The 12,372-nt window shown below is 74.3% G+C and carries 11 protein-coding genes and 3 tRNA genes; 7 read left to right on the top strand and 7 right to left on the bottom strand.

The genetic code is table 11. The annotated features are described in order from the left end of the window. Window positions 1-26 precede the first annotated feature (26 nt). Both BJ981_RS32600 and BJ981_RS38810 read right to left on the bottom strand, forming a co-directional pair. On the bottom strand, window positions 27-1,145 hold the full coding sequence (locus BJ981_RS32600) for a YeiH family protein (protein WP_184617210.1): 1,119 nt from the start codon (window positions 1,143-1,145) through the stop codon (window positions 27-29). Then, entirely contained in the window at window positions 1,145-1,276 is a 132-nt protein-coding gene (locus BJ981_RS38810) for a hypothetical protein (RefSeq protein ID WP_260325344.1), read from the bottom strand. The genes BJ981_RS32600 and BJ981_RS38810 overlap by 1 nt, the downstream gene beginning before the upstream one ends. A gap of 302 nt (window positions 1,277-1,578) precedes the next feature. On the opposite strand from BJ981_RS38810, the gene BJ981_RS32605 reads away from it, so the two are divergent. Then, complete coding sequence (locus tag BJ981_RS32605) at window positions 1,579-3,093, top strand: serine/threonine-protein kinase (RefSeq protein WP_184617211.1); 1,515 nt, start codon at window positions 1,579-1,581, stop codon at window positions 3,091-3,093. Between the two features lie 176 nt (window positions 3,094-3,269). Here BJ981_RS32605 and BJ981_RS32610 read toward each other — a convergent pair. The 3 genes from BJ981_RS32610 to BJ981_RS32620 form a co-directional block, all read right to left on the bottom strand. Next, window positions 3,270-3,344 (bottom strand) — tRNA-Val (locus tag BJ981_RS32610). Between the two features lie 11 nt (window positions 3,345-3,355). After that, window positions 3,356-3,426 (bottom strand) — tRNA-Cys (locus BJ981_RS32615). A 29-nt stretch (window positions 3,427-3,455) separates the two neighbouring features. Continuing rightward, window positions 3,456-3,528 (bottom strand) — tRNA-Gly (locus BJ981_RS32620). Between the two features lie 171 nt (window positions 3,529-3,699). Between BJ981_RS32620 and BJ981_RS32625 the strand changes: the two genes are divergently transcribed. Both BJ981_RS32625 and hutH read left to right on the top strand, forming a co-directional pair. Beyond that, window positions 3,700-4,440 (top strand): ArsR/SmtB family transcription factor, encoded by a 741-nt coding sequence (locus BJ981_RS32625; RefSeq protein ID WP_184617212.1) that lies wholly within the window; start codon window positions 3,700-3,702, stop codon window positions 4,438-4,440. 15 nt (window positions 4,441-4,455) lie between these two features. Next, window positions 4,456-6,027 carry a histidine ammonia-lyase gene (hutH, locus tag BJ981_RS32630; protein WP_184617213.1) on the top strand — a complete coding sequence of 524 codons (1,572 nt, stop codon included), beginning with the start codon at window positions 4,456-4,458 and terminating at the stop codon, window positions 6,025-6,027. Between the two features lie 7 nt (window positions 6,028-6,034). Here the strand turns inward: hutH and BJ981_RS32635 are convergent, their stop codons facing one another. After that, on the bottom strand, window positions 6,035-7,252 hold the full coding sequence (locus BJ981_RS32635) for an NAD(P)-binding domain-containing protein (RefSeq protein ID WP_184617214.1): 1,218 nt from the start codon (window positions 7,250-7,252) through the stop codon (window positions 6,035-6,037). Between the two features lie 60 nt (window positions 7,253-7,312). Here BJ981_RS32635 and BJ981_RS32640 point away from each other — a divergent pair, with 60 nt between their 5' ends. From BJ981_RS32640 to BJ981_RS32650, 3 genes are all read left to right on the top strand, one after another. Then, window positions 7,313-8,239, top strand: coding sequence for a LysR family transcriptional regulator (locus BJ981_RS32640; protein WP_221315421.1), 927 nt, complete (start codon window positions 7,313-7,315; stop codon window positions 8,237-8,239). A gap of 13 nt (window positions 8,240-8,252) precedes the next feature. Then, window positions 8,253-9,239 (top strand): chorismate-binding protein, encoded by a 987-nt coding sequence (locus BJ981_RS32645; RefSeq protein ID WP_239139607.1) that lies wholly within the window; start codon window positions 8,253-8,255, stop codon window positions 9,237-9,239. A 106-nt stretch (window positions 9,240-9,345) separates the two neighbouring features. Further along, on the top strand, window positions 9,346-10,176 hold the full coding sequence (locus BJ981_RS32650) for an aminotransferase class IV (protein WP_184617215.1): 831 nt from the start codon (window positions 9,346-9,348) through the stop codon (window positions 10,174-10,176). Here BJ981_RS32650 and BJ981_RS32655 read toward each other — a convergent pair whose 3' ends face one another. After that, window positions 10,177-11,598: an LVIVD repeat-containing protein gene (locus BJ981_RS32655; protein ID WP_239139606.1), complete on the bottom strand. Its 1,422-nt coding sequence runs from the start codon at window positions 11,596-11,598 to the stop codon at window positions 10,177-10,179. It lies immediately after the preceding gene. Between the two features lie 96 nt (window positions 11,599-11,694). Here BJ981_RS32655 and BJ981_RS32660 point away from each other — a divergent pair, with 96 nt between their 5' ends. Beyond that, window positions 11,695-12,333, top strand: a complete 639-nt coding sequence (locus BJ981_RS32660) for a DUF305 domain-containing protein (RefSeq protein ID WP_239139605.1) — start codon at window positions 11,695-11,697, stop codon at window positions 12,331-12,333. The last annotated feature ends 39 nt before the right edge of the window (window positions 12,334-12,372 follow it).

Consider the following 12,372-nt stretch of genomic DNA (forward strand, 5'->3'; position numbering starts at 1 on the left):
CGGGCCCCACGCGCGACCGCCGGGAGTCATTCCACGGTGAAGCCGCTGAACAGCAGGACCGCCAGCCCCAGCGCCACCAGGATGTTCAGGACCGTCGCCGAGGCGAAGACGGCCACGGGACGCCACCCCGCCTCGCGCAGCGCCGCGACGCGGAACTCCAGCCCGATGCTGACGAAGGCCAGGATCAGGAACCACACCCGCAGGTCGTTGGCAACGCCGATCACCGCCTTGCCCTCGGCCGCGGTGACCGTGGTGAGGTACCAGGTCGCGATGACCGAGGCGGCGACGAAGCCGAGGACGAACTTGGGGAAGCGCCGCCACAGCTCGCCCGCGCCCGGCCGCGCCGCGCCGGGACGCCGCTCGACGCGGAAGGCGAACCAGGCGGTGAGCAGCACGACCACGACGCCGATGAGGGCGTTCTGGGTGACCTTGACGATGGTCGCCACCGCCAGGGCGTTCTCACCGACGATGGCGCCCGCGGCGGTGACGGCGGCGGTGGTGTCGATGTTGCCGCCGATCCACGCCCCTGCCACCTCGGGGCTCAGCCCGAACGCCGAGGCCAGCGCGGGCAGGATGAAGATGGACGGCAGCGCGAAGACGATGACGAGGCTGGCGCTGTAGGCGAGCTGCTCGCGACGGGCCTGCACGGCGCCGGCCGCCGCGATGGCCGCGCTGACGCCGCAGATCGACACCGCCGACGACAGCAGCGCCCTGAGCTTGTCGTCCAGCCCGAGCCTGCCGCCGAGCCACCAGGTGAACAGGAAGACCGTGGTGATCAGCACGATGGCCTGGACGATCGCGGGCCCGGCCGCGGTGACGATCACCTTGAGGTTGATCGACGCGCCGAGCAGGACCAGGCCGGTCTTGATGAAGAACTCGGTCCTGAACCCGCCCGACAGGCGCTCGCGGACGCCGGCCGCGGTCAGGACGGCGTTGCCGAGCAGCCCGAGGGCGATGGCGTAGACGGGGTACTCGATCGCCTTGGCCAGGTCGGAGCCTTCGAACCAGGTGGAGACGTTCTTGTCCAGATAGCGGGTGGCCGCGCCGAGCGCCAGCACGACCAGGACGCCGAGGGCGGGCCACCACCACGCGGGGGCGGCGGGCGCGGGGGCCGGGCGGGCGGTGGTGACGTCTTCCGCGCTCATCACGGCACCAGCCCGGTCGGGATGACGCCGAGGATGACCAGGACCAGCAGGACGAGGCCGAGGATCGTGGCCGCCCAGTCCTCGTTCAGGGTGCGGCCGCCACCGGCGGGGGGCGGCTCTGGCTCGCTCATGGGAGTGGTCGCCTTTCCATGGCCGTCACGGCCATCTCTGGCCGGGCGAGGACACCCCCGGGACCCCGCCCGCGCCGCGCGGGAGATCGTGCAGCCTGATCCTGTGCCACTTTCCCCGATAAATCAATAGGGAATACATGAAAACTCGGGTGCGCCGGCCCTCCCGTGCCCGAACGGTGATCCGGGCGTGCGGGTGTTTCGGGCCCTGCGGAGGTGGCGGGCCGCCAGAATGGGCGCTGCCGAATCCCACGAGATCGCACGGAGGACTGAGCGTTGAGGCTTGCACGGATCGCGGGCGCCCGGTGACCCTGCTCGCCGGGCGGTACCGGCTGATCGCGCCCATCGGCCAGGGCGGCATGGGCACGGTGTGGCGCGCGGCCGACGAGCTGCTGCGCCAGGAGGTCGCGATCAAGGAGGTGCTCCTGCCGCCGGAGCTCGGCGCCGAGCACCGGGCCGAGCTGCGCGAGCGCACGCTGCGCGAGGCCCGCGCCGCGGCCAGCCTGCGCTCGCACCCCTCGATCGTCACGGTCCACGACGTGGTGCTGGAGGGGGGGCAGCCCTGGATCGTGATGGAGCTGGTCCGCGGCCGGTCGCTGGACAAGATCGTGCGCGAGGGCGGGCCGCTGCCGCCCGCCCGCGTGGCCGCCATCGGCCTCGCCGTCCTCGACGCCCTCGGCGCCGCGCACGCCGCGGGCATCCTGCACCGCGACGTCAAGCCCGGCAACGTGCTGATCACCGACGACGGGCGCGTCCTTCTCACCGACTTCGGCATCGCCACCATCGCGGGCGACCCCGCGCTCACCCAGGCCGGCCTGCTGAGCGGCTCGCCGGGGTACACCGCGCCCGAACGGCTGCGCGGCGAGCCCGACGGCCCGCCGTCCGACCTCTGGTCGCTCGGCGCCACGCTCTACGCGGCCGTCGAGGGGGTCCGGGCCTTCCAGCGCGACAACGCGGCGGCGGTCATGGCGGCCGTGATGATGCACGAGCCGCGTCCCCCGCTCCTGGCGGGACCGCTCGCCCCCGTGCTGGCCGCGACGCTGGAGAAGGACCCGGCGCGGCGCTGCCCCCCGGACTGGGTGGCGGCCCGGCTCCACGAGATCGCCTCGGGCGCGGTCACCGGCTCCGGCGCGACCGGCGCCGCGGGCCCCTACGGGCCGACCCGGCCGGTGCCCGTGCGGCGCGGCAGGCGCGGCACCTCCGTGATCATCGCCGCCGTGCTGGCCGTGACGGTGCCGGCGGCCGGGTTCGCCCTGTGGCGCACCGGCGTCCTGCCCGCGATCGGCGCGATCGGCGGCCCGGCCATCTCCTCGCCCGGCGCCGTCCCGCCCGCGACCGGAGGTCCGCCCGCCGCGACGGCCTCTCCCGCCCGGGCCCCGCTGAAGGCCGACCCCGAGGCGTGCGCGCTGCTCACCCGCGCGCAGGTGCGGCTCATCCTGGGCGCCCCGGGCAAGGAGCAGTTCATGACCAAGGACGCGTGCATGTGGACCGCGCCCGACGGCACGTTCGTCAGCATCCAGAAGTACCGGTTCCCCACGGTGGACGTCGCCCGCACGACCTTCGACACGACCCGGTCGAACATGAAGGACGAGCCCCGGCGCTACCCGGGCACCCGCCTGCGCGAAGGCCCGGCGGTGGGCGACGCGGCCTACGGCTGGACGCGGCGCAAGGACTCGATCGGCTCCGGCTACGAGACGACGGTCATGTTCAGGACCGCGAACGTCTGGGCGAGCCTCTACCACTTCGGCCACGAACCGGGCTTCGCCGCCGCCGACCGGATGGCCGCGTACGTCGAGAAGGCGTTCCTGGCCGCGGGATGAGGCGGGGCCCGGGGCGCGCCGCCGAGCGCGCCCACGGGTCCACGCCCGGCAGAACCGGACGGCCCGAAAAAACCGGCTGGAAAGCAAAGGGCGCCGTACCCGGCTCGGGTGCGGCGCCTCATGGCGGCCTCATCGGTCCTGGCCGTCACGGCTCAGGGACATCGACGAGGCGATGGTGGTGGGCGATACTGGGATTGAACCAGTGGCCTCTACCGTGTCAAGGTAGCGCTCTCCCACTGAGCTAATCGCCCGGGTACAACAGAGGTGGAGACGGGATTTGAACCCGTGTACGCGGCTTTGCAGGCCGCTGCCTCGCCTCTCGGCCACTCCACCGGGCAAGCCCCCTCGTGGAGACCTCTCCGAGCGGACGACGGGATTCGAACCCGCGACCCTCACCTTGGCAAGGTGATGCTCTACCAGCTGAGCCACGTCCGCGTGTTCGGCCGGTGAACGCCCGGCCTCACGCAGAGAACTCTAGCGAATCCCGGCCAACTCCCCAAACCGAAATCGTGATCCGGTGAGACGGTCCCGGCGCCGCCCGCGGGCCGGAGGTCCCGCGGGACGCTTCGACGGGGGACGAAACATGCGTGGGTTAGCGTCGGAGACATGGCAGAACACCAGGCCGGACACCAGGCCGGACACCAGGCCGAGGCCGACATCGCCTCCGTCGCCGCCCTGATCGCCGAGCCCTCGCGGGCGGCCGTGCTGACCGCCCTGCTGGACGGGCGCGCCCTCGCCGCCGGCGAGCTGGCCCGGCTGGCGGGGGTCAGCCCCGCCACGGCGAGCGCCCACCTGGCCCGGCTGCTGGACGGCGGCCTGCTGAGCGTGGCCGGCCAGGGACGGCACCGCTACTACCGGCTCGCGGGACCCGAGGTCGCCGAGATCCTGGAGGTCCTGGCCCGCGTGAGCCCGCGCCTCCCGGTGCGGTCGCTGCGCCAGTCCCGGCGGGCGCGGCTGCTCGGCGAGGCGCGCACCTGCTACGACCACCTCGCCGGGCGGGCGGGGGTCGGCCTGCTCGCCGCGATGCTCGCGGCCGGCCACCTGACCGGCGCGGACGCCTTCGAGGTCACCCCGGCGGGGGAGGAGGCCCTGGCCGGGCTGGGCGCCGACCTCACGGCGGCGCGCCGGTCCCGGCGGCGGTTCGCGGCCGCCTGCCTGGACTGGACCGAGCGCCGCCCCCACCTCGCGGGCGCGCTCGGCGCCGAGATCACCCGCGCGCTGCTGGAGCGCGACTGGTACCGGCGGGAGCCGGCCGGACGCGCGCTCCGGCTGACCGAACTCGGAGAAAAGGGGCTGGCCGCTATGTTCCCCTGTAAGGGGCTAACATCGCATACGCCAGTTACCTAGCAAGAGAGTGACACCATGCGCGACAACGAGGTCGTGAGCGCCGGGAACACCGACGCCGTCGAGGTCGGCCCCCGGCCGCTGAGTTTCGCCGAGGTGGTCCGCGTGGCCAGGCACGGCGCCGCCGTCCGTTTCAGCGATGAGGCGGTCACGGCCATGGCGCGCGCCCGCGCCCGCGTGGAGGAGCTCGCCGCGAGCCCCACCCCCGCCTACGGCGTGTCCACCGGGTTCGGCGCCCTCGCCACCCGTCACATCGACCCCGAACTGCGCGCCCAGCTCCAGCGCTCCCTCATCCGCTCCCACGCCGCGGGCTCGGGCCCCGAGGTCGAGACCGAAGTGGTCCGCGCGATGATGCTCCTGCGCCTGCGCACGCTGGCCACCGGCCACACCGGCGTCAGGCCGTCCACCGCCGCCCTGCTCGCCGGTCTGCTCAACACGGCCATCACCCCGGTCGTCCGCGAGTACGGCAGCCTCGGCTGCTCGGGCGACCTGGCCCCGCTGTCCCACGTCGCCCTCGCGCTGATGGGGGAGGGCGAGGTGCGCGACCGCGACGGCGAGCTCAGGCCCGCCCGCGAGGCGATGAAGCGGGCCGGGCTCGAGCCGGTCGAGCTGGTCGCCAAGGAGGGGCTCGCGCTCATCAACGGCACCGACGGCATGCTCGGCATGCTCGTGCTCGCCCTGGACGACCTCGGGCGGCTGTTCCGGGCCGCCGACATCGGCGCCGCCATGAGCGTGGAGGCCCTGCTCGGCACCGACCGGGTCTTCGCCGCCGACCTGCAGGCCCTGCGTCCCCACCCCGGCCAGGCCGCCTCCGCCGCCAACCTGGTCACGCTGCTGCGCGACTCGGGCATCATGGCCTCCCACCGCGACGACTCGTGCACCCGCGTGCAGGACGCCTACTCGCTGCGCTGCGCCCCCCAGGTGGCCGGGGCCGCCCGGGACACCGCCGCGCACGCCGCCGCGGTCGCGGGCCGCGAGCTGGACTCGGCCGTCGACAACCCCGTGGTGCTCGCGGACGGCAGGGTCGAGTCGAACGGCAACTTCCACGGCGCGCCGGTCGGCTACGTCCTGGACTTCCTGGCGATCGCCGTGGCCGACCTCGCCTCCATGTCCGAGCGCAGGACCGACCGCATGCTGGACGTCGCCCGCAGCCACGGCCTGCCGGCCTTCCTCGCCTCCGACCCCGGCGTGGACTCCGGGCACATGATCGCCCAGTACACCCAGGCGGCGATCGTGTCGGAGCTGAAGCGGCTGGCGGCGCCCGCGAGCGTGGACTCGATCCCGAGCTCGGCCATGCAGGAGGACCACGTGTCCATGGGCTGGTCGGCCGCGCGCAAGCTGCGCCGCGCGCTGGACGGGCTCACGCGCGTGCTGGCGATCGAGATCCTCACGGCCAGCCGGGCCATCGAGCTGCGGCTGCCGCACCGGCCGGGGCCCGCCACCGGCGCGGTGGTCGCCGCGCTGCGCCAGGAGGTGCCGGGGCCGGGCCCGGACCGGTTCCTCTCTCCGGAGATCGAGGCCGTCGTGCGCATGGTCGCCGACGGCATGGTGGTGTCGGCGGCCGAGTCCGTCACCGGCCCGCTGGCCTGACCCGGCGTCACGGGCGGGGCAGCGCCGCGACGACCTCCACCTCGATCACCAGGCCGGGGCGGAACAGGCGCGGCACCTCCACGGTGGTGCTGGACGGCGGCTCGCCGGGGACGCGCCGCCGCCGCACGGCGCCGTACGCCGGCAGGTCGGCCATGTCGGTCAGGAACGTCTTGATCGTCACCACGTCGCCGAAGTCGCACCCCTGGTCGGCGAGGATGGCCTCCAGGTAGTCGAACACGACCTCCGACTGCCGGGTGACGTCGCCCTCGCCGATCACCCGGCCGTCCGCGTCCAGCGCCGCCTGCCCGGACACGAACAGCAGGCCCCCGGCGCGCACGGCGTGCGAGTACAGCCCGGCGGGGGCGGGCACGGCGGCGGGGTTCACGCGCGCCGGCCGTTCCCGCGCCGGCGCGTCGCGCCCGGCGCCCCGCAGTGTGGGGGAGGTGACGATGGCGGTGAGGTCGGCATCGGCCAGTCCCGCCGCGGCGGCGCCGTCCAGTCGCGCGCGGGCCGCCGCGGCGAGCGTCGCCGCCGGGTGAGCGGCCAGCGCGAGGTCCTTGGCGGCCAGGCCGATGGAGTACCGCGCGGGCGGGGGCCCGGCGAGTGCCGGGCGCACCCGTTCCACCACCGGCCCGAGCGGCGTGCCCGCCAGCACCTCCAGCAGCGCCGCGGGGTCCACCCCGCGCTCGGGGGCGCGGGCCAGGGACTCGGCCAGCAGCACCTGGGCGGGGACGAGCGCGCCCATCACCGCGAGCTTCATCGCCGCGCCCGCGCCGAGCGGCCCGACCTCGCGGACCGCGCCGAACACCTCCAGCACCGGGCGGCAGCGCGCCAGGTCCTCGGGCGCGCCGCCCGCCAGCACCGTCAGCGTCCCCTCGGCCGCCGGGCCGACGCTCCCCAGCACCGGCGCGTCCACCAGCCCCACGGCGGCGGGCAGCGCCGCGCGCAGCCGCGCCACCGCCTCGGGCCCGATCGTGGACATCTCCACCACCAGCGCGCCCGGCCGTGGCCGCGCCGCGGCGAGGACCTGCTCGACGGCCGGAGGATCGGCCAGCATCGTGACGACCAGGTCGGCCTCCGCCGCCGCCTCGGCCGCCGTCGCCGCCACCGCCGCGCCCGGGACCTCCCGTGCCGTACGGTTCCACACCGTCACCTTGTGCCCGGCCGCCACGAGGCGGCGGGCCATCGGGGCGCCCATGCGACCCAGTCCGAGAAATGCGATCACGTGTCCCGACGTTATGCCGATGCCGAGCCATGCCACCAGCGACGGCTTGGTATGGGAGCCATGCGTGGGAGGAATGTGTTCGAGACCGAGGCCCTGCGGGTGCTGGACGCCGTGGCCCGCACCGGGTCGTTCACGGCGGCGGCCGAGGAGCTGAGCTACACGCAGTCGGCGGTGTCGCGCCGCGTCGCCGCGCTGGAGCGCGAGGCGGGCGGGCCGCTGTTCGAGCGCCTGGCGCGCGGCGTCCGCCCGACCCCGGCCGGCGCCGTCCTGCTCCGGCACGCCCGCCAGGTGCTGGAACTGCTCGGCCGCGCCGCCGACGACCTGGCCGCCGTCCACGCCGGCACGGGGGGCAGGCTGCGCGTGGGCGCGTTCGCCAGCGCCAACGCCGTCCTGGTGCCCGAGGCGCTGCGCGCGTTCAGGAGGTCTTCGCCGGGCGTGGAGATCTCGCTGGCCGAGGGGCTGAGCGCCGGGCTGCTGGAACGGCTGCGCGAGGGCGCCGTGGACCTCGCGGTGGTCAGCGACTACCCGTCCGGCCTGGCCGAGGCCGGGGACGCCGACCTCGTCGCCCTGGGCACCGACGAGCTGCTGCTGGCCCTGCCCGGGGGCCACCGCCTAGCGGAGCGGCCGGTGGTGGACCTGCGCGACCTGCGGGAGGAGAACTGGATCGAGGGCGCGCCGGCCGGGCACGCCACGATGCTCGCCGAGTCCTGCGCGCGCGCCGGGTTCGTGCCGAAGATCGGCGTCCGCATCGGCGAGTGGACCGGCAAGATGGGCTACGTCGCCGCCGGGCTCGGCGTGGCCCTCGTGCCGTCCATGGCCGCGGCCGCCGTGCGCGGCGACCTGGTGCTGCGGTCCCTCGGCGAGCTCGCCCCGCGCCGCCGGGTGTTCGCGGCGCTCCCGCGGCGGGTCCGGCTGCCCGCCGCCGAGACGTTCCTCACCTTCCTGCGGCGCGGCGCGGCCGGATGGCGCGCCGATGCGGTGATTTAGGGACAATGTAAACGTGTATTTCGCCCATGTCGGAGGTCGGCTGGCGACGGAACTCCAGGACGTGACCACCGACCTCGCCGCCCTGGACGCCGGCGGCTGGTGGGCCGTCGTGGTGACCTACGAGGGGAAGGTCACCTGTGCCCGCTTCCGCGACGTCCGCCCGGCCCCGCTGCCCCGCCCCTCCGGCCCCTGGCCCGGCTCCCTGCGGTGGACCTCCTCCCTGGACCGGGAGAGCTACGAGGACGGCGTGCGGCGCATCCGCTCCTATATCGAGCAGGGCGAGGTCTACCAGGCCAACCTGTGCCGCGTCCTCACCGCGGAGCTGCCGGGCGACGCCGACCCGCTCGTGCTGGCCGGGCGGCTCGCGCGCGGCAACCCCGCCCCGTACGCGGCCACCGTCGTGGTGCCGGGCATGACCGTGGTGTCCGCCTCGCCCGAGCTGTACCTGTCGCGATCGGGCGACGTGGTGGAGTCCGGGCCGATCAAGGGGACCGGCGTGACCGCGGCGGACCTGCTGGAGAAGGACCACGCCGAGAACGTCATGATCGTCGACCTCGTGCGCAACGACCTCGGCCGGGTGGCCGAGGTGGGATCGGTCACGGTGCCGTCCCTGTGCGCCGTCGAGGAGCACCCCGGCCTGGTCCACCTGGTCTCCACCGTGCGGGCCCGCCTCGCGCCCGGGCAGGGCTGGCCCGAGCTGTTCGACGCGACCTTCCCGCCCGGTTCGATCTCCGGCGCGCCCAAGTCCTCGGCCCTGAGAATCATCGCCGAACTGGAGCCGGAGCCGCGTGGGCCCTACTGCGGGGCGGTAGGCTGGATCGACGCCGACCGGCGCCGAGCGGCGCTCGCCGTCGGCATCCGCACGTTCTGGGCCGAGCGCGGCCGCCTGCGCTTCGGCACCGGAGCCGGCATCACCTGGGGCTCCGACCCCGCGCGCGAATGGCGCGAGACCGAGCTGAAGGCCGCCCGGCTCATCGCCCTCGCCTCCGGGCAGGCCTGACGTCCGTCCCTCCGCACGGCGACCTGGACGCGGTCACCCGGATCCCGGGTAGACCTCGCAGTACCCGCCGTACTTCGGCGGCCTCGTCAGAACGGAGAACTTCCCGATGAACGTACCGGTCTGGGTCAACGGCGACCTGGTGGACCCCGCGCGGGCCAGCGTCTCGGTCTTCGACCACGGCCTCATGGTGGGCGACGGCGTGTTCGAGACGATCAAATGCGTGAACGGCGAGTCGTTCGCCCTCACGCGCCACCTGGAGCGTCTCGCCCTGTCGGCCGAGCGCCTGGGCCTGCCCGCGCCGGACCTCGCCGCGATCGCCGGCGGCGTGCGCGCCTGCCTCGCCGCGGCCCCGCCGTGGCCGCTCGGCCGCGTCCGCGTCACCTACACCAGCGGGAACGGGCCGCTCGGCTCCGACCGCGGCAACCAGGGCACCACCGCGATCGTCATCGTCGGCGCGCAGGCGCCCTTCCCCGAGGCCGCGAGCGTCACCGTCGTCCCCTGGCCCCGCAACGAGCGCGGCGCGCTCGCCGGGGTGAAGAGCACCTCCTACGGCGACAACGCCAAGGCCCTGGCCTACGCCAAGGCGCACGGCGGCGAGGAGGCCGTGTTCGCCAACCTCGCCGGTGACCTGTGCGAGGGCACGGGCAGCAACGTGTTCGTCGTCAGGGACGGCCACCTCATCACCCCGACGCTCGCCTCGGGCTGCCTGGCCGGGGTGACGCGCGCGCTGGTGCTCGAATGGCACGGCGGCGAGGAGGCCGACGTGCCGGTCGCGGCGCTGCGCGAGGCCGAGGAGGCGTTCCTGACCTCCACGACCCGCGACATCCAGCCCATCCGCGTGGTGGACGGCGCCGTCCTGCCCGCCGCGCCCGGCCCCGTCACCGCCAAGGCGATGCGCGTCTTCGCCGAGCGCGCCGCGGGCGACCTGGACCCGTGATCACTCCGGGTAGGAGACCTGGGTCTGGGCGTTGAGCTCGTCCATCCGCACCGGCTTGGCCGGATCGGTGAGCGGGTCGTCGATCGCGATGACGTCCAGGCCCTTGGTGATGTCGCTGGAGTAGATGTAGCCGTTGTAGTAGTACGCCGACCACGACCCGCCGAGCCTCATGGGCTGCCCGGCGTCGGGGTCGAGCGGCCCCCGGTCGACGTACGCGATCTCCTTGGGGTGGTCGGGGTCGGTGAAGTCCGCCACCGTGATGCCGCCCTGGTACCACCCTTGCACCAGGATGGTCTTGCCCGGCACGGGGATCAGCGAGCCGTTGTGCGCCACGCAGTTCTCGGAGCTCGTCTGGTACCGCGGGATCTTGAAGTATCCCCGGCGCTTCAGCTTGCGGTCGGCCGTGATGTCGTACACCGCGTCCGCGCCGCGCAGGGGACCGGTCTCGGCGTCGCAGGTGGGCGCGATGCCGCCACCGAGCTCGTCGGAGAAGATCACCCGGCTGGCGTCGTTGGTGAAGGTCGCCGAGTGCCAGGTGGAGAAGTTCTCGGTGTCGATGACCTGCTGCAGCACCTTGGGGCGCGCGCGGTCGGAGATGTCCATCAGGATGCCGTTGCCGATGCAGGCGCCCGCCGCCAGGTCCTTCTCGGGGTAGACGGTGATGTCGTGGCAGCCGCTGGTGGCCCCCGGCTTGGAGTCGTCGAAGCCGTCGTGGAACAGCACGGGCTGGGCGACCACCTTGGCCTGGGCGGGGTTCTGGACCGGCACCTCCACGACGGCGATGGAGTCGTGCGGCGGCGGGCAGTGCGAGCCGGACGGGCCGAAGGAGGAGACGTAGAGGTACACCTTCGAGGCGTCCTTGCCGGGCACCAGGGTGTGGGTGTGCGAGCCGCAGGCGGTGGCCAGCGACTTGATGTAGCGGGGCTTGGTCTTGTCCGAGATGTCGAAGATCCGGATGCCCTCCCAGCCCTCGTCCGGGGCGCCGGGCTCGCTGGTGCAGGTGTCGCCGTCCCGCGGCTCGTCGATCGAGAGGAACAGCAGGTTCCCGGACACCGAGATGTCGTTCTGGCCGCCGGGGCAGACCACCCGCGTGACCACCTTGGGCTTGGTGGGGTCACCGATGTCGACGATCGTGAAGCCCTCGAAGTTGCCGACGAAGGCGAAGTCGCCCTGGAAGGCCAGGTCGGTGCCCCACGCGTGCTCGCCGTCGAACGGCGCCGAGGGCGGGACGTTGGCCACCAGACGGGCGTTCGGGCTGTGCTGGAGGCCGTCCGCCGAGGTGGGCGCGGCCGAGGACGCGCCGCTGGGCGCCGCCGTCCCGGCCTTCGGAGTGGTGGCGGGCTCCGGGTCGCTGACGCATCCCGCCATGACCAGGATCGCGCCCATCGCCGCGGCGGCCGTCCCGCTACGCCACCTGCCCACAAGTACCCCCCGCTATTGGAATGATCACTGGGATAGTGCCCCAGTATGGAAGCTATGTCGAAGCGGGTCGGTGCGGGTGGGGTTTTCGTAACGGTTGTGCTGGCATCCGGACTCGGGACGATCCTCGCCGGCTGCACCGGCGATCCGGCCGGCGAGCGCGCCCCCATCGTGGTCGGGAGCGGCGCTCCGGTGGTCGTCCCCGGCGCGCCCGGGCAGGACGCGCGCACCGCGACGCCGGGGGAGCGCCTCGGCCGCGAGGAGTCACGGGCCTCCGCCGCCGACGTGCTCTTCGCCGAGCGGATGATCCCGCATCACCGGCAGGCCCTGGAGATGGCCGGCCTCGCGCCCGCGCGGGCGTCCGACCCGCGGGTGAGGGCCCTGTGCGAGCGGATCGTGGCGGCCCAGCGCCCGGAGATCGACGTGATGTCCCGCTGGCTGCGCGCGCTCGGCCGGGACGTGCCCGCCGAGCATTCCGGGCACGGGGCGGACGGCTCCGGGGAGCCGGACAGGTACGGAATGGCGGGCCTGGAGGAGATGAACCGGCTGCGCGCCGCGCGGGGGGAGGCGTTCGACGCCCTGCTGCTGCGGCTGATGATCCGCCATCACGAGGGGGCGGTGGCGATGGCGGAGGAGGAACGGGCCGGCGGCACCGACCGGATACTGCGGGCCATGGCCAAGGACGTCGTCGCCGGGCAGCGGGCCGAGATCGTCAGGATGCGCGCGCTGGAGAGGTGAGAACGCGCGGAATCGGGGAAGCGTGGCGAGGGATGGCGG

The organism is Sphaerisporangium krabiense, from assembly GCF_014200435.1.
GTDB lineage: Bacteria > Actinomycetota > Actinomycetes > Streptosporangiales > Streptosporangiaceae > Sphaerisporangium > Sphaerisporangium krabiense.